Source organism: Prevotella sp. Rep29, from assembly GCF_019551475.1.
In the GTDB taxonomy this organism is placed as follows: domain Bacteria; phylum Bacteroidota; class Bacteroidia; order Bacteroidales; family Bacteroidaceae; genus Prevotella.
In genome coordinates this window covers 2,690,163-2,711,458 of record NZ_CP047159.1, presented here as the reverse complement: position 1 = coordinate 2,711,458, position 21,296 = coordinate 2,690,163, and the positions used below count along the sequence as shown (strand labels likewise).

Annotated in this window: 17 protein-coding genes and 1 pseudogene; 8 read left to right on the top strand and 10 right to left on the bottom strand. The window is 48.5% G+C overall.

Going from position 1 to position 21,296, the window contains the following annotated elements; all coding sequences use genetic code 11:
* Positions 1 to 163: 163 nt before the first annotated feature.
* The 8 genes and pseudogenes from GRF55_RS11570 to GRF55_RS11535 form a co-directional block, all read right to left on the bottom strand.
* Positions 164 to 772 (bottom strand): ribonuclease HII, encoded by a 609-nt coding sequence (locus GRF55_RS11570; protein ID WP_220368541.1) that lies wholly within the window; start codon positions 770 to 772, stop codon positions 164 to 166.
* A gap of 31 nt (positions 773 to 803) precedes the next feature.
* Complete coding sequence (locus GRF55_RS11565; protein ID WP_220368540.1) at positions 804 to 2,018, bottom strand: aminotransferase class V-fold PLP-dependent enzyme; 1,215 nt, start codon at positions 2,016 to 2,018, stop codon at positions 804 to 806.
* Between the two features lie 111 nt (positions 2,019 to 2,129).
* On the bottom strand, positions 2,130 to 5,534 hold the full coding sequence (locus tag GRF55_RS11560) for a DEAD/DEAH box helicase (RefSeq protein ID WP_220368539.1): 3,405 nt from the start codon (positions 5,532 to 5,534) through the stop codon (positions 2,130 to 2,132).
* A gap of 177 nt (positions 5,535 to 5,711) precedes the next feature.
* Positions 5,712 to 5,837: pseudogene (locus GRF55_RS11555) on the bottom strand (succinate dehydrogenase/fumarate reductase iron-sulfur subunit); the annotation flags it as partial.
* Entirely contained in the window at positions 5,818 to 6,090 is a 273-nt protein-coding gene (locus GRF55_RS11770) for a WG repeat-containing protein (protein WP_255563876.1), read from the bottom strand. The gene GRF55_RS11770 and the pseudogene GRF55_RS11555, both read right to left, overlap by 20 nt.
* A gap of 1,161 nt (positions 6,091 to 7,251) precedes the next feature.
* Positions 7,252 to 8,010 (bottom strand): succinate dehydrogenase/fumarate reductase iron-sulfur subunit, encoded by a 759-nt coding sequence (locus GRF55_RS11545; protein ID WP_220368538.1) that lies wholly within the window; start codon positions 8,008 to 8,010, stop codon positions 7,252 to 7,254.
* Positions 8,011 to 8,016: 6 nt separating this feature from the next.
* Positions 8,017 to 9,999 (bottom strand): fumarate reductase/succinate dehydrogenase flavoprotein subunit, encoded by a 1,983-nt coding sequence (locus GRF55_RS11540; protein ID WP_220368537.1) that lies wholly within the window; start codon positions 9,997 to 9,999, stop codon positions 8,017 to 8,019.
* 26 nt (positions 10,000 to 10,025) lie between these two features.
* Positions 10,026 to 10,733: a succinate dehydrogenase/fumarate reductase cytochrome b subunit gene (locus GRF55_RS11535; RefSeq protein ID WP_220368536.1), complete on the bottom strand. Its 708-nt coding sequence runs from the start codon at positions 10,731 to 10,733 to the stop codon at positions 10,026 to 10,028.
* 604 nt (positions 10,734 to 11,337) lie between these two features.
* Between GRF55_RS11535 and GRF55_RS11530 the strand changes: the two genes are divergently transcribed.
* Positions 11,338 to 12,438, top strand: a complete 1,101-nt coding sequence (locus GRF55_RS11530; protein ID WP_220368535.1) for an AAA family ATPase — start codon at positions 11,338 to 11,340, stop codon at positions 12,436 to 12,438.
* Between the two features lie 88 nt (positions 12,439 to 12,526).
* Here GRF55_RS11530 and GRF55_RS11525 read toward each other — a convergent pair whose 3' ends face one another.
* Entirely contained in the window at positions 12,527 to 13,030 is a 504-nt protein-coding gene (locus GRF55_RS11525) for a hypothetical protein (RefSeq protein WP_220368534.1), read from the bottom strand.
* Between the two features lie 99 nt (positions 13,031 to 13,129).
* Here GRF55_RS11525 and mnmG point away from each other — a divergent pair, with 99 nt between their 5' ends.
* The 7 genes from mnmG to GRF55_RS11490 all read left to right on the top strand — a co-directional run bounded on the left by mnmG (position 13,130) and on the right by GRF55_RS11490 (position 19,845).
* Positions 13,130 to 15,025, top strand: coding sequence for a tRNA uridine-5-carboxymethylaminomethyl(34) synthesis enzyme MnmG (gene mnmG / locus GRF55_RS11520; protein WP_220369712.1), 1,896 nt, complete (start codon positions 13,130 to 13,132; stop codon positions 15,023 to 15,025).
* 43 nt (positions 15,026 to 15,068) lie between these two features.
* Positions 15,069 to 15,599 carry an adenine phosphoribosyltransferase gene (locus GRF55_RS11515; RefSeq protein WP_220368533.1) on the top strand — a complete coding sequence of 177 codons (531 nt, stop codon included), beginning with the start codon at positions 15,069 to 15,071 and terminating at the stop codon, positions 15,597 to 15,599.
* 109 nt (positions 15,600 to 15,708) lie between these two features.
* Positions 15,709 to 17,565: an excinuclease ABC subunit UvrC gene (gene uvrC / locus GRF55_RS11510; protein WP_220368532.1), complete on the top strand. Its 1,857-nt coding sequence runs from the start codon at positions 15,709 to 15,711 to the stop codon at positions 17,563 to 17,565.
* Positions 17,566 to 17,596: 31 nt separating this feature from the next.
* A complete protein-coding gene (gene dtd, locus GRF55_RS11505) occupies positions 17,597 to 18,049 on the top strand; it encodes a D-aminoacyl-tRNA deacylase (RefSeq protein ID WP_220368531.1) in 453 nt (150 codons plus the stop codon).
* 263 nt (positions 18,050 to 18,312) lie between these two features.
* A complete protein-coding gene (locus GRF55_RS11500; protein WP_220368530.1) occupies positions 18,313 to 18,648 on the top strand; it encodes a nucleotide pyrophosphohydrolase in 336 nt (111 codons plus the stop codon).
* 50 nt (positions 18,649 to 18,698) lie between these two features.
* On the top strand, positions 18,699 to 19,637 hold the full coding sequence (gene deoC / locus GRF55_RS11495; protein ID WP_220368529.1) for a deoxyribose-phosphate aldolase: 939 nt from the start codon (positions 18,699 to 18,701) through the stop codon (positions 19,635 to 19,637).
* Positions 19,638 to 19,656: 19 nt separating this feature from the next.
* A complete protein-coding gene (locus GRF55_RS11490) occupies positions 19,657 to 19,845 on the top strand; it encodes a PspC domain-containing protein (RefSeq protein ID WP_220368528.1) in 189 nt (62 codons plus the stop codon).
* Between the two features lie 448 nt (positions 19,846 to 20,293).
* Here GRF55_RS11490 and GRF55_RS11485 read toward each other — a convergent pair whose 3' ends face one another.
* The gene (locus GRF55_RS11485; protein WP_220368527.1) at positions 20,294 to 21,271 is read right to left on the bottom strand and encodes a polyprenyl synthetase family protein; all 978 of its coding nucleotides are present in this window, start codon (positions 21,269 to 21,271) and stop codon (positions 20,294 to 20,296) included.
* Between the last annotated feature and the right edge of the window lie 25 nt (positions 21,272 to 21,296).

The following is a 21,296-nucleotide window of genomic DNA, read 5'->3' as shown; positions in this document are numbered from 1 at the left end:
TTATACGCTTCCGCCAAACGGTAAATAACAGATGAAAAACCGCCAACCATGGGGCACTTTTATCACTGCCATCCGAATCCGATATGCGGCGAGGAACGCACATGATATTCCAAAGTCTGATGAGCGATTTGCAGATATAAGGGGGAGCGACAGAAACAAGGCACTATTCCCCAAAATCGAGAAAGAGTTCTTCTGTGCCCAAAAGGTTGTAGGATTTCCGATGAAAAGGCGTTATTCCGAACTTTCGGATGGCATCGCGGTGCTTCTTGGTGGGATACCCTTTGTTGCTCTTCCAGTCATATTGCGGAAATTGTTCTGCCAATCCGTTCATGTAGTCATCCCGATAGGTCTTTGCCAAAATGCTTGCAGCCGCTATTGAAAGATACTTCCCGTCGCCTTTGACGATGGTGGTTGAAGGCAAGTCGCGGTATGGCTTGAACCGGTTCCCGTCAACAATGACCGCCTCCGGGCGCACTTTCAGCGCATCCAGCGCCCGGTGCATGGCAAGGATGGAGGCATTGAGAATGTTGATTTCATCGATTTCTTCGGGCGTAACGACTCCCACCGCCCACGCCACGGCATCGCGTTCAATCTGTTCGCGCAGTGCATAGCGACGCTTTTCCGTCAACTGCTTCGAGTCATTCAACGCCCCATTCTGATAGTCGGGAGGCAGGATGACCGCCGCCGCATACACACTTCCGGCAAGGCATCCGCGCCCCGCCTCGTCGCAACCGGCTTCTGTCAACCCCTCATAAAAATGGTTTTTCAGCATTCCTTCTCCCTTTTTTCACCACGATTTCCCCTTAAAACATCCCAACTACACGCTTCATCGCCTCGATGAAAACATCAATTTCGGCTTTTGTGTTATACAATGCAAACGAGGCGCGCACGGTGCCCGAAATGCCCAAACGCTCCATGAGCGGCTGCGCACAGTGGTGACCGGTGCGCACGGCGATGCCCAGGCGGTCGAGCAGCGTGCCCATGTCTAAATGGTGGATGTCGCCTACCAGAAACGAGACGACAGCATCCTTCTCCTTTGCCTGTCCGAAAATGCGGACGTCTTCTATTTCCTGCAAACGCTCGTGGCAGTATTTCAAGAGCTCCGACTCATGCTCATATATGCAATTTATGCCGATTTCATCGAGAAAATCGATGGCTTTTGCCAGTCCCGTCGTAGCGATATAGTCGGGCGTTCCCGCCTCAAATTTGAAGGGGAGCGACTGAAAGACCGTCTTCTCAAACGTCACACTCTCAATCATCTCGCCACCTCCCTGATACGGCGGAAGGCGGTCGAGCCACTCCTCTTTGCCGTAGAGTACGCCGACACCCGTCGGACCATACATCTTATGCCCACTGAAGGCAAAGAAATCGCAGTCCATCTGCTGCACATCCACATATCTGTGAGGAGCACTCTGAGCCCCGTCTATCATCACGGGAACATCGTTTTCATGGGCTATGCGCACCAGTTCCTCCACCGGATTGACCGTCCCCAGCACGTTGCTCACATGGCACACGCTCACGAGGCGCGTCCGTTCGTTGAACAGCTGCGCATAGGCTTCCATGTCGAGCGTTCCGTCGTCGTGCATCGGAATGACCCGCACGGCAATGCCTTTCTTGGCTGCCTGCAACTGCCACGGCACGATGTTGGAGTGATGCTCCATCGTGCTGATGATGACCTCGTCGCCCGGCTGCATCATCTCATCGACAAACGAGGCTGCCACGAGGTTGAGTGCCTCCGTCGTTCCTCGCGTAAAGACAATTTCACTGGTGCTTCGGGCGTTGATGAAGCGGCGCACGGTCTCGCGCGCTCCTTCGTGCAATTCAGTCGCTTGCTGCGAGAGATAGTGAACCCCTCGGTGCACATTCGCATTCACGTTGAGATACTCTTCCTGCATGGCATTGAGCACACACAGGGGCTTTTGCGTGGTTGCACCATTGTCGAGATACACCAACGGCTTGCCATACACCTCTCGCTGCAATATGGGAAACTGCTTTCTTATTTCTTCTACGTCGTACATACTTTCTTTTTTAGCTCTGCTGCCTGCAACCGCCTCTTCGCTGCTTCTCCGGCGGTTCCATGCGGACAAAGGTACTGATTTTTCACGACAACCACAAATTGTCTGTAGCAATTATTCGGTTGAACACCTGTCGGAGACAGGAAAGAAATCGGTTGCGGGCAACACGGCATCCCTCTTTTCGGTGAAACGAAGGAGTTCACGGAAGACGGAATCGCTGCGGAGAATCTGCCCGTTGCCTGTCATGAGGAGCTGGCAGCGTGCCCGTGTGATGGCTACATTCAGCTTTCGGTCTATCATCTGCCCGTCTTCTTCGAAGCGGTTGGCCGTGAGGAAATCAAGCTGATAGTGTTTCTGCACGGTGAATGAATAGATGATGACATCGCGCTGACTGCCCTGATAGCGCTCGACGGTATCGATTGTAATGTCTTGCAGCGCAGGGATTCCGAGTTTTTCCAGCTCGCGCCGGACGGAGGCTATCTGACTGCGATAGGGCACAATCACGCCAACGGTCTTCCGCGCATCGAAATGGGCTCCGTAGAAACGGTGGATGCGCCGCAGAAGGTCGGCAACAATGACAGCCTCGACCGCCTCACCACTCCCCTCGCGCGCCGGAGCGGTAGTGTCGATAAAGAGCACCCGGTGTGCCTTGAGGCGGTCGTCAACAGCATCTTCCGACGGTTCCTGATAACTGATGGCAGCCTCCTCCTGATGTGGCAGGGGAACAGGTTCCAGCCGCTCGTGTGCATAGAACATGCGATTGGGAAACTCGGCGATGTCGGGATGCATGCGACCTTGCTTGCGAAGGATGCCGATGAAGTCGGTGCGACCACACTTCCGCTCCCACCGCAGCAGCCTTTCAAACAGCGACTGACGGCAATTATCCAGGCATATTTCCCGCAACAGAGGGTCATCGACAGCCGACTGGCGAGCGTTCTGCTGCACGACGGCAGGCAGCTGCTTGTGGTCGCCGATAAGAATGAACTTCTCTATCGAGCTGTCGGCAAGCAGTCCCACGATGTTCGGCTCCAGAATCTGACTCGCTTCATCGACGATAGCCAGCGAGAAATGCTTCATTGAGAGAATGAACTGACGGGACTGAAGCATCGATGTCGTGCCGACGAGGATGGGTGCACTGAGTATGCGCTGGCGAATCGCATCGAGCTTGGGTGCATCCTGCAGGGCTTCTTCCAACAGATAGGGGTGAAACTGCTCGGCACAACTGTACCGGCTACCGATGCGCAGAAAGTCTTTTCCGGCACTGACGAGCATCTCGCAAATTTCATCGACCGCACGGTTGGTGAAAGAGAGAAGCAGCATCGGTCCCTGTTCTTCTTCCACCAAAAAGCGCAGCGCCATGGATGTCTTGCCCGTTCCCGGCGGACCGATGAGCAGGAAATAGTCCTGTGCCTGGCGGGCTCGCAAGAGCACTTCATCGTAGTCGGGATGGTAAGCGCGGGAAAGCGACACACCCGCATCACGCCGTGGCTCGCGCTGCCCCAGAAGCAATGCCCGGCGGTCGTCTGGCGCACAGACAAAGCGATAGAGCCCGCTGATGGATGAATTGACGTTGATGTCGCTGTCACTGTGCTCAATGGCGTAAACCACCTGCCTGTCGGGGTCGTCCGGGCGATAGATTTCCACGTGCTGTCCTTCGTTGAGATGCACCGTCACGCTGTCGGTGCGAATCTCCTGCAAGACACCTTTATACAAGATGTTTTTCCGCACATCGGGTTCCTCGTCCTCAGGATAGGAATACAGGAAAACCATATCGCCCTTGCGGAAATTGGAAAGAAAGTCCGCCCCCTGCTCGGGGACGTGCAGCGTGATGGTGTCGTAACCATTTCCAGCCATTAGCCGTTCACGTTTCAGCACCGTCAGTCCGACGTAAATATTTCCCGTCTGTCGCTTCACACTGAGCGGCATGTTCCACCAATCGGCACTCGAACGGTTCTCGCCCTCCAACGCTCCAATCTTCGAGATGCGCTGTTCACGATAGACGAAGGTCATCATCTGGGTGTAGTAGGCGCGGCATCGCTCGTCCAACGTGTGCAGACGATTTAAGAGGTTTGAGAGGCGGGGAAGAAGGAAGGATGTGAAGAGTTTGGTCGGAGGACCTGCAGGGGTGAATGTTTCCGGTCGCATGCGGTCATAGACAGACGAAAAACCATCGCGGGCAATGGCTAACTCCTGTGCAACGATTTGATTGCGGAAAGCCATTATCTCCCGAAACAGTTTGTCGTAATACGCCACAACGACCAATCCTTTCTCGGCTGGATATTTGGAATAGAGCAGACGCATGTCGCAATGGTCGGAAGAAAGCCCGAAATTGTAGAGCAGCACGCCATAGTAGAGCAGCAACTGGACGTAATGTTCTTCCCGCTGGAAACTGCCGTAAGCATTGGGAATGCCCTTTTCAACGTTCCAGTTCTTACCCGATTTTTGTTCCACCAACAGGCGCATGTCTCGCGTCATCAAATCGACACGCCCTTGTATTCCGAGCTTTTCACAGACGAAAGACGGCTCGAGAACCGCATCCTCGCGGTGATATCCGCTCTCTTCGAACAACACATGGACTGCCTGAGCGAGATGGGCTGCCACAAGGGCGGCATCGTTCTTGAACTGCGCGGCATTAAAATCTTGGCACGCACAGAAATCAAGGGCTTTCTCTTTGAAATTCTCCTGCAACGTCAAACGCACGTCCGCCTCTTCGCGGTTGACGATGTCGTTCAGCGCAGCATCGGCAAAGTTACCCAAAAGGATGGGTTGGGTCACCTCTCGCGGGAACATTCTGTGAAGAAGATGAAGCAACGGATGGCGCCCATAGCCTCCGAAACAACGGGCTATGGCGCTGATGTCTATGAGAAAATCGGGCTCTACCACAACCAGAGGATTCTCCACAACCAAGACGCCGTCGTCGCCGACCGACTCTTTCAGCGAGGAACCCGAAGGAAACAGGAGGTTCAACTGCATGCCCTCCGCCAACACGTCGCCCAGATAGGGGTTGTCTCCATAACTGATTCGCAGCGCCTGTTCGCCGTCGGTGGCAACGATGAACCGTTCGTCCCACGACTCCACAATACAGCGGATGGACGGACGCAACGTCGGTTCTGCCGCCCTCGCACTCCCCCACCCTGCCGGTGCTGCCTCCGCTCGTCCCGGCATGGAAAAGACGGCGCACATCAAGATGCTCAGCGCATGGACATCGGCAACGCGCTCGTCGCGACTGAGACGAACGGGATGATTGGAATGGCGGCGCATACGTTGTATCGCCCTTCTATCAGCGAGAGTTATCGAATGGCGCTTGCAGAGATAATCGACCTGCGAGAACAGATTGCCGAACGCCTGATGTGTATCGCGCACACCGGCATGGCACGTCAGCACCAACACCTCGTGCAACGACGTGCCAAAGAGCGCATCGTACGACTTCGACGCCTCATCGTCATCGGGAAGTGGTTGTTGTGCCAACTCCCGTATTTCCTGCAAACGCTCGAAAAGTTCTTCCGCCGTTGTGTTCATTGTTCTTTTACATTAAAGTGTTTGTCGCAAATGCCCGTTGCTTTTCATCGGTTTCTCTATCCATAACGCTCCGCTGTTTCTTGTTTGCAAAGATAGACATTTATCCTTTCCCTAACAAAAAAGCACCGCAGATTTTCTCTGCAGTGCTCTTTATAATATTAAATGTATAGCGCTGATTTAGTCTGCCATTTTCGCCTTCAGGAACTCGCGGTTGAGGCGAGCGATGTTGGCGATGCTTTCGCTCTTCGGGCAAACAGCTTCACAGGCGCGGGTGTTGGTGCAGTTACCAATGTACAGCTCGTCCTTGGTAATCAATGTAGAACCAATCATCACTCACCCATTCCCAATGTTCATCGTTGGGGTCGCTTTTAGAACCAGTATATGTTACCTTTGCTTTACCCTTATCAAAAGGATAAGCAAATTTGAATTGTGGAGGAACTACTATATTCCCCAAAGAATCAGCAAAACCAATCAGTCCTTCTTCGTTGACAATACGGAAATAACCCTCAGATAAATAATCTGGCGTTAGGTTATCAACGACAAAAGCATAACACATTACCTGTCCCTCTGTATTTATACAAGTAATGCCATTCACTCCTTTTTCCAGCACAAAACCTACAGGGGCAATGCTATCACTTACACAATAATTATACCGACCATATGGCACCACCGTGTCACCCTGCTCATTAACATAGCAGACAGATGAAAACGAATGAAACGGCTCTTTGACAACTGCATAGAGACGCTTACCAGTATAGCCGCGCACTTGTCCTGCATGACGACATTCAAATACTGGATCAGGGTTGTGTAACAGTTCCTTGTCTGTTCTGATAATTATTTTCGCCAGAAAGTCATTGGCAAAATAAAAGGTAGTAGACGCATTCCATCCAGAAGTAAGACAAACTGTCTGGATGTTATCGTCCACATTCTTCAATTTCAAGCGTCGAAGCACATCGGCTCTTTTCAAACCAACATGTATATCTTTATAAAGGAAAATCCTGCTATCTTTTATACTTGCATAGATGAGCGGATAACTATATACTTTCTTACTGGTAACATATTCTTCAAAAACCAATTGGTTTTCGTTATCCTTGAACAACAATAGATGTTTTTTCTTCCAATAGTCATTTATTGTGGTCTTTGATAGGAATGTTAAGGATTTCAATGGTGAATAGTCCATGCCTAAAGCGTAAATACCAATATAATCAAGATTCATTGGGAAGACTTTAAGCGAATCACCATGGACTTCTTGCTGCCAATAATCTTTTTTTTGATAATCCACATCTTTCACTATCGCTTGATGTCCACAACTAATACAAATGATATTGAGAAACAATACAAATATGACACTTTTCTTCATTTTGTTATGAATTATTTTGATGTAAGTCCGACGAATCTTTGAAATCTTCTTTTGATAAGTCAATAATAGTTCCCCAAAGTTTAGAGATGTTCTCAGGCGTGGCATCACGCTTTTCCAGCTGAAGTAATATATAAAAATTGTAATCGTTTTCATCTGGTAACGAAATCCGTGCTCTTAACGGAATCCGTAGTCGCTCCATACGAAATAAGGCCATAAACATAAATAGGCAGAGAAATACCTGCCATGATGAGAGAAGGATAAAGAATTTTATTTATCAATTAACAAAAATACTTTTGGAAAATGCTATACATTTAAAATTTAGGTTGTGAGGGAAAGTCCTCACAACCTAAATTTAATTTAATCAGCCATTTTCGCCTTCAGGAACTCGCGGTTGAGGCGAGCGATGTTGGCGATGCTTTCGCTCTTCGGGCAAACGGCTTCGCAGGCGCGGGTGTTGGTGCAGTTGCCAAAGCCCAGTTCGTCCATGCGCTTGATCATTGCCTTAGCACGTTTGGCTGCTTCGGGGCGACCCTGCGGAAGGAGTGCGAGCTGGCTCACCTTCGAGCTGACGAAGAGCATTGCCGAGCCGTTCTTGCAGGCTGCCACGCAGGCACCGCAACCGATGCATGTTGCGCAGTCCATTGCCTCGTCGGCATTCTCTTTCGGGATGAGGATGGCGTTGGCGTCCTGTGCCTGTCCGGTGCGGATGCTGGTGTAGCCTCCTGCCTGGATGATCTTGTCGAACGCACCGCGGTCAACCATACAGTCTTTGATGACTGGGAAACCGGCTGAGCGCCACGGTTCTACGGTGATGACGTCGCCATCGTTGAAGCGGCGCATATAGAGCTGGCAGGTGGTTGCTCCGCGCTCGGTCTTTCCGTGCGGTGTACCGTTGATATAGAGCGAACACATACCGCAGATTCCCTCGCGACAGTCGTGGTCGAACACGAATGGTTCTTTGCCTTCGCTGACCAGTTCCTCGTTCAGGATATCGAGCATTTCAAGGAATGAAGTGTCATCGGGGATGTTCTTCATTTCGCGTGTATCGAAGTGGCCCTTGTCTTTCGGACCGTTCTGCTTCCAATACTTCAGTGTGAAACTTATATTCTTTGCCATAATCTTTTAGTTCTTATAGTTACGTGTTTGTACCTTGATTGCTTCATATTCAAGCGGTTCCTTGATGAGTTCGGGTGCTTTTTCGTCGTCGCCCTGATACTCCCAACAACCTACGTAGAAGAAGTTCTCATCATCGCGTTTTGCTTCACCTTCTTCGGTCTGGTGCTCCTCGCGGAAGTGTCCGCCGCAGGATTCCTCACGGTGGAGGGCGTCGTATGCCACGAGTTCGCCCATGGTGAAGAAGTCGCGGAGATGGATTGCCTTATCAAGTTCGATGTTCACACCTTCTTTCGTTCCGGGAACGAAGAGGTTGGTCTCAAATTCCTTACGCAGCTCTTTCATGAGTTTCAGACCTTCTTCGAGTCCTGCTTTCGTGCGTCCCATTCCGACATGCTCCCACATGATGTGTCCGAGTTCCTTGTGGATGGAGTCAACGGAGCGCTTGCCCTTGATGTTCAGCAGGCGGTCTTCTTCTGCCTCAACTGCTTTCTCTGCCTCTGCAAATTCAGGCAGGTCGGTTGAGATTTTGCCCCAGATGTCTTGGTCTGCAAGATAGTTCTGAATGGTGTAAGGCAGTACGAAGTAGCCGTCAGCCAGACCCTGCATGAGTGCGGAAGCGCCGAGGCGGTTGGCTCCGTGGTCTGAGAAGTTACATTCACCGATAGCGAAGAGACCGGGGATGGTGGTCTGCAGCTCGTAGTCAACCCAGATACCGCCCATTGTGTAGTGGATGGCGGGGAAGATCATCATCGGCTTGTAGTACTTCACGCCGTTGATTTCGTTTGCCAGTTCGCCTGGGAACACGTCGGTAATCTCCTCGTACATCTCGAAGAGGTTGCCGTAGCGCTGCATAATCTGGTCGATGCCGAGGCGGTTGATAGACTCAGAGAAGTCGAGGAACACAGCCAGACCGGTGTTGTTCACGCCGAAGCCTGCGTCGCAACGCTCTTTTGCTGCGCGTGAAGCCACGTCGCGTGGAACGAGGTTTCCGAATGCCGGATAGCGGCGCTCGAGATAGTAGTCGCGGTCTTCCTCAGGAATTTCCCAACCCTGTTTGGTTCCTGCCTGCAGTGCCTTGGCGTCTTCTATTTTCTTCGGCACCCAGATGCGTCCGTCGTTGCGCAGCGACTCAGACATCAGTGTCAGTTTCGACTGCTTGTCGCCGTGAACGGGGATACAGGTCGGGTGAATCTGCACGTAAGAGGGGTTAGCCATGTAAGCTCCCTTGCGGTAGCACTGAACGGCAGCCGTACAGTTGCAACCCATCGCATTGGTAGAAAGGAAATAGGTGTTTCCATATCCGCCGGTTGCTATCACGACAGCATTGGCTGAGAAGCGATGGAGTTTTCCGGTGGTCAGGTCCTTGGCGATGATACCGCGTGCACGACCGTCAACGATGACCAGTTCTTCCATCTCGTAGCGGGAGAAGAGTTTCACTTTTCCTGCTTCTACCTGTGCGCTCAGTGAAGAGTATGCACCGAGCAAGAGCTGCTGACCGGTCTGTCCCTTGGCATAGAACGTACGGCTCACCTGCGCACCACCGAACGAACGGTTGGCGAGCATGCCGCCATATTCACGGGCGAAAGGAACTCCCTGTGCCACGCACTGGTCGATGATGTTGTTGGAAACTTCTGCCAGACGATAGACGTTTGCCTCGCGAGCACGATAGTCACCACCCTTCACCGTATCGTAGAACAGGCGATAGACTGAGTCACCGTCGTTCTGATAGTTCTTTGCGGCATTGATACCTCCCTGTGCAGCGATGGAGTGTGCACGGCGGGGAGAGTCTTGGATACAGAAATTATATACATTGAAGCCCATCTCTGCGAGTGAAGCGGCAGCACTGGCTCCTGCCAATCCTGTTCCCACAACAATCACGTCGAGTTTCAACTTGTTCTTCGGATTCACCAGGCGCTGATGAGCTTTATACTCCTTCCACTTTTCCGTTACTGGCCCGGCTGGTATTTTTGAATTTAATGTCTTTGCCATAATCTTTCAATGTTTAATGATTAAAATTATGCTCCGCAACAAAGGCTGGGTGCACATCCAAAAGCAAAACCTAATACTACAACTGTGTAGCCGAGCATAAGCAGGGTAACATAGATGAGTCCTATCCACTGCATGCGCTTCTGCCAAGTCTTACCGCTGGCGCCTAATGTGTGCATCGCCGACCAGAAGCCGTGAGCCAAGTGGAACCAGATGGCGCAGAACCATACCAGATAAAGCACTACGAAAACGGGGTTGGCGAAAGTTTCCTGAATCCATGCAAAACCGTCTGTCGGACCATGCTTGGTCTCCATACCTACGATTTCGGCAAACATCATGTTGTACCAGAAATGTTTCAGGTGCATGAGCAGCCCCAAGAGGATGATAAGTCCCAAGACGAGCATGTTGCTTGATGCCCAGCCCTCAGCAACGTCGAGAACGCCGTGCTTGTTGACCGATGTTGACACCTCATAACGATTGCCGCCACGAGCCTTACGATTTTGTGCCGTCAAGATGAAGGCATAAACAATGTGAATCACTGCTAAAGCTGCCAAGCCTATCGTTGCCAAAATGGCATACCAGTTGGATCCCAGCAACTCACAAATCACATTGTAGGCCTCGCCCGAGAACAAAGCCACAATGTTCATGGCACAGTGGAATGTCAGGAAAAGGATCAACGCAATACCGGTAACCGACATCACTACCTTCCTTCCAATAGATGAATTAATTAACCACATAACTGTTTGATTTTTAATTATTTAATGTATTAGATATATTGCATCGTCAAGTGACTTTTATGTTGCAAAACGCCACTCCCCACTCACAGGAAATACCTCGAAATAGGTACGCCCGTGGCGATTTCTGACTGCAAAAATACTATATTTTAATGAGAATACAAAGCGAAATACTGAAAATAATGCGATTATTTCATTCCGACGACCAAAAGACACCCTGCAAAAAGAAGGAAAAACAGCACGGAAAACTGCCTCCGAAAAGAACAAAAAACGACGCGGATGACAACCCTTGGTGATTGTGTATAAACATGCAGAAACGGGCGTATAAATATACAGTTGGACTTTCGTTTTCCAAAAGTGCCACTTTTGTGTCCTGAAAGTGGCACTTTCAGCGTCTAAAAGTTCCCCTTTTGCAAGCCAAAAGCGGCACTTTTGGAACGCTTTTGTAACGTGCTGTCTGTCAATGAGTTGCAGAATCAAAAATCAAAACCTCAAAATGAATAAATATACATTGCTGAAAGTTTCGTAATTGTGCGCATCAAGATGATGGCATTTCAAAAAATATTTGTAACTTTGTCTCCTCAAATAATCAATCGCAATGGAAACCATGAAAGATATCAAGCGAATTGTACTCACCGGCGGACCGTGCGCAGGAAAGACCAGTGCGCTGGTGCGGGTCATCGAACACTTCTCAAGCCTCGGCTACAAAGTGTTTACCATCCCCGAAGTGCCGACCATGTTCACACAGGCAGGAATGGACTACCTGACGCAGAACAAGGATTTCTTCTACGAAGGCGAGAAAGCTACCCTCGAAATACAGATGGCGTTCGAGGACAAATTCCTGAAGATGGCAAAGGCATGTACCGAACCGGCAGTCATCATCTGCGACCGCGGTACAATGGACATATCTGCCTATATGAAGCCGGAAATGTGGGAGGAAATCACACGGGCGGCAGGAACGAGCACACATGAGCTGCGCGACACCCGCTACGACGCCATCCTGCACCTGGTGAGTGCAGCCGACGGAGCCGAACAGTATTACACGACCAACAACAACGCCAGCCGCAACGAACCGGCTGACGAGCAAGGGCTGCAAATCGCACGCATGCTCGACAAGAAGGTCATCGAAGCATGGGCGGGACACCCACACCACCGCGTCATCAACAACCAAGAGGACTTCGACCGCAAACTGAACCGCGTCATCAAGGAAATTGCCAACGTGCTGGAACTGCCGCAACCTATCGAAGAGGAACGCAAATATATCGTGGAAATCACGGGAACACTGCCCGACAGCATCGATAGCGACATCACGCAGACCTACCTCACGGGCGAGCCGGGCAGCGAGATTCGACTCCGCAGACGCGTGTTCGGAAGTAAGATTGTCAACGTGCACACGACCAAGAAGAGAATCTCGCCAACGGAAGAGCTGGTGACCGAACGTCAACTGTCCAACAACCTCTACGAATCGATGCTCGGACAGGCAGACCCCTATCGCCAGACCATTCGCAAACACCGCAAGAGCTTCATTTGGAAAGGACAATATTTCGAGCTCGACACGTATCAGGAGCCTTTCCAAAACCTCGTGATTCTCGAAACAAAAGGCATCGCCTCACACGCTGACGTCCGCTTCCCGCCGTTCATCCGCGTCATCGAGGATATCACGGGCAACCAGAAATACTATAATTATAATCTTGCACTGAAAAAATAAAACGCAGGAAAACACATTCCGACGTAAAAAAACGAAAATCTCCCTGCCTGAACGACTACTCAGACAGGGAGATTTTTCCAAAAAAAAGTTAACAACAATTGGTCAGCGGATTACTGCAGAGCATATTTTCTTCTATCCAACCGATATGCTTCCCGTCGAAAGTTGTGACTTTCACCCAACCATCTTTCACCTCAAGAGGACGCAAAGAGATTTCTTCGTTGGTGGAATAGAGCGAGGCGGCATCGTTGGATGGCAACTCCCGAAGATGAATGGATTCACCGCCGTAATTGCGCGTATCCACACAAAGCACGGAATAATGTATCCAATAACCTGTTTTCGATGGTTTAAATCGAATGATTCTACTATCTTCAGCAATCATCGGACCACCAACTATCTTCCACCAGCCATCGCGGACCTCTCCTACTTCCATGATAACAGAGTTCCCTTTTCCTATCTTTCCAATAATTTTACCACGAACTCCATTTCTTATATTGGTATATGGGTCATCGTCACACACCATCACACCTAATGTCTGAGCATGAACACTCCATGCGCCTAAAAGCAACAATAAAACAAAAAAAATCCTTTTCATAGCTCTCCGTTTTTTGCAAAAATAATGCTTTTTGGAAAATATGCCAAGTAATTGCAAAAGATTTTGTAAATTTGCACGGAATTATGCCCTTATACAATGATGACACTCAAGTATGATGTGCTGGTAATCGGCGGCGGACATGCAGGTTGCGAGGCGGCAACGGCTGCGGCAAACATGGGAGCACAGACGCTGCTGGTGACCATGGACATGAACAAAATCGCACAAATGTCATGCAATCCTGCGGTCGGCGGTATTGCTAAGGGGCAAATTGTACGCGAAATCGATGCGCTCGGCGGACAAATGGGACTAATTACCGATGCCACAACCATACAATTCCGCATGCTCAACCGCTCGAAAGGACCGGCGATGTGGTCGCCACGGGCACAATGCGACCGCGAACTGTTCATCAAGAAATGGCGGGAGACACTCGACCGAACGGAAAACCTCGACATCTGGCAAGATACGGCTGAAGAACTGCTTGTGGAAAACGGCGAGGCGGTCGGCATACGCACGATTTGGGGAGCGGAAATATTCGCAAAAAGCATCATCATCACAGCAGGAACTTTCCTCAACGGACTGATGCACGTCGGCGCACGGCAAGTGGAGGGCGGAAGAATGGCTGAACCCGCAGTACGCCACTTCACGGAAAGCATCACACGACACGGCATCAGGAGCGCACGGATGAAAACCGGCACTCCCGTACGCATCGACAAACGGTCGGTGCACTTCGAGGAAATGGAACGACAAGACGGCGACACTGGACAATACGGTTTCAGTTATCTGTCTGAAAAACAACACCTTAACAAACTTCCCTGCTGGATTTGCTACACCAATACCGACGTGCACAAAATACTGATGGAACGTATTGGTGAGTCACCGCTGTATAATGGTCAGATAGAAAGTATCGGACCGCGTTACTGCCCCTCCGTAGAAACAAAACTCGTCACGTTTCCTGAACGCGAACGACACCTGCTGTTCCTCGAACCGGAAGGTGAAAACACCAACGAGATGTACCTGAACGGGTTCTCATCGAGCATGCCGATCGACGCACAAATAGAGGCACTGCGGAAGATACCGGCATTCCGCGAAGTGAAAGTCTATCGACCGGGATATGCCATTGAATACGACTTCTTTGACCCCACGCAACTGAACCATTCACTGCAATCGAAAGTTGTTCGCGGACTTTTCTTCGCCGGACAAGTAAACGGAACGACTGGATATGAAGAGGCTGCAGGACAAGGACTTGTGGCCGGTGTCAATGCCGCACTGCACGCCGGAGCGGCAGGATGTGGCGAGACCGCTTCTGAAACGTTTTTCCAGATGCATCGGGATGAAAGCTACATCGGAGTTCTCATCGACGATTTGGTCACGAAAGGGGTCGATGAGCCCTATCGCATGTTCACTTCGCGTGCCGAATATCGCATCCTCCTCCGACAGGATGATGCCGACAGCCGACTGACAGAAAAGGCATACACACTGGGAATCGCGAAAAAAGACCGACATGACCGATGGATGGAGAAAAAACAACACATCGAACGCATCGTTTCTTTTTGCGAAACCACTTCTGCAAAACCGGGTGAAATCAATTCCCGACTGGAACAACTGGGCACTACCCCACTCCACAACAATTGCAAAATTGCAGAACTTGTTGCAAGACCACAACTCCAACTCCAACAGTTGGCGGAAATTATTCCATCACTCCGAGAGGTATTGGACAAACCCTCCAATAGAAAAGAAGAAATCTGCGAGGCTGCAGAAATTAGAATCAAATATAAAGGATACATAGAGCGCGAGCGACTCGTGGCAGAAAAAATGCATCGACTTGAAGAAATTAAGATAAAAGGACATTTTGATTACGAAAAGTTGACGCAAATTTCCATCGAAGCGCGCCAAAAACTATCCCGAATCAATCCCGAAACACTCGCCCAGGCAAGCCGGATACCAGGCGTCTCGCCCAGCGACATCAACGCCCTACTCGTACTTGCAGGGAGATAGTTTCACGTGAAACATTTATGTGATACATTAAATTATTTGAGATATGAACAACAAATTTTTATTGGAACACTTGCGTAGCATTCCCGACTTCCCCACCAAGGGAATTAACTTCCGCGACGTTACCACACTTTTCAAAAACGCAGAATGCCTGCGAATAATGGAAGAAGAACTCTACCAAATCTACAAAGACAAAGGCATCACCAAAATCGTCGGAATAGAAAGTAGAGGATTCGTTATGGCGTCTGCATTGGCAATACGCCTCAACGCCGGAATCGTCTTGTGCAGAAAACCGGGAAAACTTCCTGCCGAAACCGTTCAGGAAAGCTACACCAAAGAATATGGCGAGGACACTATTGAAATCCACAAGGATGCGATTAACGAAAATGATGTCGTTTTACTCCACGACGATTTGCTTGCAACGGGAGGAACCATGAAAGCGGCATACAACCTTGTTCAAAAATTCAAGCCAAAGAAAACCTACCTCAACTTTATCATTGAGATTACTGACGAAGGACTGCATGGGCGTGACGCTTTCGACAAGGAAGCGGAAATCACAACGCTATTAAAGGTCTAAACGGGTCTAAAAGCAGGAATGGAACACACCTTCACCTGTTCGTTACACACCTGTTTCACGTGAAACAATAAAAAAGGGGAGGGGTATATAATAATATAATGTGTAGCTTATGCCCAAGCAGGAGAACGACATCCTAAAGACACATTTGAAAGGCATCGTACAAAACCTGCCCGAATTGCCTGGCAGTTATCAGTTTTGGAACGCTGACAAAGAAATCATCTACGTTGGAAAAGCCAAAAATCTCCGACGCAGAGTTGCCTCATATTTCCATAAAGAGGTGGATCGTTTCAAGACAAAAGTCCTGGTCGGAAAGATTGCGGACATCACTTATACCGTTGTAAATACTGAAGAAGATGCGCTGCACCTGGAAAATGCACTCATAAAAAAATATCAGCCGAAGTACAACGTTCTCCTAAAAGACGGCAAGACCTATCCCAGCATTTGTGTAACCAACGAACCGTTTCCGAGAATTTTCCACACAAGAACCATCAACAAGCGAGCTGGAATTTATTTCGGTCCATATAGCCATATCGGGGCGATGTACGCCATACTCGAATTGATAAAAAAGGTTCAAAAACCGCGCACCTGCCGATTTCCTCTGACGGAAGAAGGTATCAAACAGGGAAAATACAAACAATGCTTAGAGTTTCACCTTGGGAACTGTGACGCACCATGCGTCGGCAAACAATCAAAAGAAAACTATCAGGAACGCATCGCTCAAGCAAAAGAAATACTGAAAGGAAACACCCGGGAAGTGCTCCAAAAGATTTTCGATGAAATGGGTGAAAAAGCGGAAGAACTTCGCTTTGAAGAAGCTGAACAACTGAAGCGCAAATATCTCCTCGTTGAAAGTTTTTGTTCGAAAAGCGAGGTGGTCAGCCATACCATCAACAATGTTGACGTATTCTCTATTACGGGTGATAAGCTGTCGAAAAATGCGTTCGTTAACTACCTGCACGTAGCCAATGGCACTGTAAATCAGTCGTTTACGTTTGAATATAAGCGAAAACTTGATGAAAGTGACGAAGACCTGCTCCTGCTTGCCGTCACTGAAATTCGAGAACGATTTGGAAGTAACGCAAAAGAAATTATTGTGCCTTTTCACCTTGACTGGCAGCTGGAAAACGTTATATTTACAGTCCCCCAAAGAGGGGATAAACGCCATCTTTTAGAACTTTCGGAAATGAATGGCAAACAATACCGATTTGACAGGCTGAAACAAGCAGAGAAACTCAATCCAGAACAGCGCCAAACCCGTTTGATGAAAGAACTTCAGAACGCTCTCTCACTTGAGAAACTGCCCATGCACATTGAGTGCTTTGATAACTCAAACATCTCCGGCACGGATGCCGTTGCCGGATGTGTCGTCTTTCGCTCGCTTAAACCTTCAAAGAAAGAATATCGGAAATACAACATCAAAACGGTTATTGGACCCGATGACTATGCCTCAATGAAAGAGGTTGTGTATCGGCGGTACCATCGCATGAAAGAGGAAAACACTCCCCTGCCCGACCTGATTATTACAGATGGAGGCCGTGGACAGATGGAGATGGTCAGACAAGTGGTTGAAGACGAACTCAAACTGCAAATTCCCATAGCAGGACTTGCCAAAGACAACCGCCACCGAACGAATGAACTGCTGTTTGGTTTTCCTCCGCAAGTGATTGGTATGAAAGCAGATAGCGAACTATTCCGAATTCTGACTCAAATACAGGATGAAGTCCACCGATACGCCATTACCTTCCATCGTGACAAACGATCTAAACACGCCCTCCACAGTGAACTGGACGACATTAAAGGTATCGGACCGGCTTCAAAAGACCTGCTGATAAAAAAACTGAAAAGCGTAAAACAAATAAAATCAACTGATATTCAAACGCTTACGGATATTATCGGACCAGCAAAGGCACAACTCGTTTACAATTATTTCCACGAAAAAGAACAACTATCAGAAGATTATTCGTAACTTTGTGGCAAACCAGAAAACGTAAAAACCCATGAAAGTCGTCATACAACGCGTCACCCATGCCTCTGTCACCATTGAAAAGGTGCTGAAAAGCAGCATTGAGAAAGGAATGCTTATCTTGCTTGGCGTAGCTGATAACGACTCCGAGGAGGATGCCGATTGGCTCGTGAAAAAGATTGCAGCACTCCGCATTTTCGACGATACAGACGGCGTGATGAATGTCAGTGTAAAGGATATTGATGGCGAAGTGTTGGTTGTCAGTCAATTCACCCTACTCGCCTCCACGAAAAAAGGCAACCGCCCCAGTTATATCCACGCGGCAAAGCCCGATATTTCCGTTCCGTTGTATGAATACTTCTGCACAAAATTGTCCGATGAAATCGGGAAAAAAGTCAAACAAGGGGAGTTTGGCGCCGACATGAAGGTTGAATTGTTAAACGATGGACCAGTCACCATCTGTATGGATACTAAACAAAAAATATAAACAAAATTACGATGAAATTACAAAGCATTTTTAATTTGAATAAAATAATAGTATTTGGGATTACACTTACTATTATTGGCATTATGTTTGATGATCTATGGTTATTACATAGTATTGGTATTCTAATTATTACAGTGTCATGTCTTTATCATGTATCGCATTGGAACAAAAATTCAACAATATCAAATATATTTGCCTCTCTTTGGATATTACTTTTTATATTATCATTAGTATATCAGAAAACTATGGTGGAATATTGAAAAATGACGATAAAAGAGGCACAACAAAAGGTTGACGAGTGGATTAAAGAATATGGTGTCCGCTATTTCTCAGAACTGACGAACATGGCAGTTTTGACAGAAGAAGTGGGCGAGTTGGCGCGTGTGATGGCTCGCCAATACGGCGACCAGAGTTTCAAGGAAGGCGAAAAGCTCAACCTCGGCGAGGAAATGGCTGACGTACTCTGGGTACTAATCTGCTTGGCTAATCAGACGGGAATCGACCTGACAGAAGAATTGCAGCGTTCGTTTGAGAAGAAGACTTCCCGCGACAGTCAGCGTCATCGCCATAACCCGAAGTTGAGCGCCAAAGAAACCTGAAAAAGGGTAGGGAGGGTTAACAAGAAAATATCACTATAAACAACAAAAATATGGAAGAAAAGAAATGTAACTGTGGCTGCGAGCATCATCACCATGAGGCAGCACAAACCGACAAGTATGAAGATGTATTGTCAAAATACAACTGTGAACTGAATGACGATGAAATCACGCAAAAAGTGCGCAAATTGATTGAAGAGAAAGTTCACGAAAACGACACTATCGAAGTGAAGAAATTCCTGATGGGGTCTATAGAACTCACTACACTCAAGACCACTGATTCCGACGAGAGCGTCATGGCTTTTACAGAACGCGTCAACCAATTTGAGGCGACCTATCCTGACCTCCCGCATGTAGCAACAATCTGTGTCTATCCCTGCTTTGCAAAGACCGTCAGCGAAACCCTTGAAGTCGAAGGGGTAGAGGTGGCGTGCGTCAGCGGTTCTTTCCCTTCATCTCAGGCACTGATTGAGGTGAAAGTGGCTGAAACCATGCTCGCCGTGAAAGACGGAGCTACCGAAATAGACATGGTTCTCTCTGTGGGAAAATTCCTAAGCGGCGATTATGAGAGCGTCTGCGACGACATCAGCGAAATGAAAGAAGCCTGTGGCGATGCACCGATGAAAGTGATTCTTGAAACAGGCTGCCTGAAAACGGCGTCGAACATCAAGAAAGCATCCCTTCTCTCAATGTATGCCGGAGCTGACTATATCAAGACATCCACAGGAAAAGAGGCTATCAGCGCTACTCCCGAAGCTGCCTATGTCATGTGCCAAGCCATCAAGGAATACTATGACAAGACGGGCATTCAGATAGGTTTCAAGCCTGCAGGCGGAATCAATGGGGTAGGGGATGCGTTAATCTACTACACCATCGTCAAGGAAGTACTCGGAGATAAGTGGCTGACCAACAAATGGTTCCGTCTCGGCACCAGCCGTCTTGCAAACCTTCTTCTGAGCGAACTGACAGGTGAGGACACCAAATTTTTCTAACCTTTCACACTTGAAAAATATGGCAGACAAACGATTGATACGATCTAAAGACAAATGGCTTGCCGGTATTTGTGCCGGCATAGCTGAGTATTTCGGTTGGAACACTGGCACAACAAGGCTGCTATGGCTTTTGTTGACCATCTGCACGGCAGCTTTTCCAGGATTTGTGGCTTACATCATCCTCTGGATATTGATGCCTGAAGAGTAACTATGCTCTGAGAAGCATGATGAAAAAAGCCCATTTCATCGGTGAAATGGGCTTTTTTCGTATTTCAATCCATCTATTTGCAGCATGAATTCGATAGAAATAGTCACTAAAAGACACCCTGCATAAACATACCGAAAAGGGCGTATAAATATACGGCAGAACTTTCACTTTCCAAAAGTTGAACTTTTGCATTCTAAAAGTTCAACTTTGAGACGCTAAAAGTGCCACTTTTGCAAGCCAAAAGTTCAACTTTTGAAAATCGACACTTAACAAAATGAAAATCAACGGTTTACAAATCACACACCGACAAATCCCCCTCTGTATAAATATGCAAAGGCAGCAAGCAGCTAAACGAATAGGACGATAGGGAAGGGGAACAAGAGCGGTCGTTGTCCACACGCTATTCCTGATATCGAACTCACCTGTTTATGCATTCGGGAAAGCGACTTCACTTCACCCGTCTTATAACGAAATCAAGATAAGCGCGCAAGGCATCGGCAATCTCTGGGTCGTGTGTAAAACCATTGATGAACTCGAGTGCTTCCCCATGCAATCGCTCCATCACTTTCTCGGCATATTCTATTCCTCCCTGATCTTTTGCATATTCCACCAAAACGGCGATTTCATCGGCATTTATTGTCCCGTTTTTCACTTTCTTTGCCAAGGTGAACATCGACTCATAGCGGTGGTTGTTCAATACATAAATCACGGGGAGCGTCAGTTTTCCTTCCGCCATATCATTGCCGGTCGGCTTACCAATATCCGATGAGTCATAATAATCGAAAATATCATCGCGTATTTGGAAAATCACTCCAACCAACTGCCCGAATTTTTTCGCTGCAGTCACCTCTTCTTCCGTTGCGTTTGCAGACAAGGCCCCTATCTCACAACAGGTCTCAAAAAGTGACGCCGTTTTCTGTTGAATGACTTGAAAATATACATCTTCCGATATTCCATCATTCTCAAAATTGTTCAGTTGCAGAATCTCACCGCTGGCAAGTGTCCGCCCAAGTTCTGCCAAGGCGCTGATGATGCGTGCATGGCGTGTCTCTGCCACTTGCTGGAGCGCCGTTGAGAGGATATAGTCGCCCACCAACACTGCCACCTTATTATTATATGTGGCGTTGATTGATGCCTGTCCGCGCCGTTCATCACTCTCATCCACCACGTCATCGTGCACCAACGAGGCGGTATGAAGGAGTTCCAAACCTATTGCAGCCCGCTGCGTCACTTCGGTAATCGCTCCAAAATTTTTTGCCATCAGCAGTGTCAGAATGGGACGCATGCGCTTCCCTCCCCGCTGGCGTATATGCTCCAAAGCCTGCGCCAACAGTCCTTCTGAGTGGGAAAGGGTGTCATTAAACTGCCGGACAAACACGTCCAGCTCATTCATAATCGGTGTTCTGATGATCGACAAATAATCCATAACAGCATATTTTGTCACAAAATTA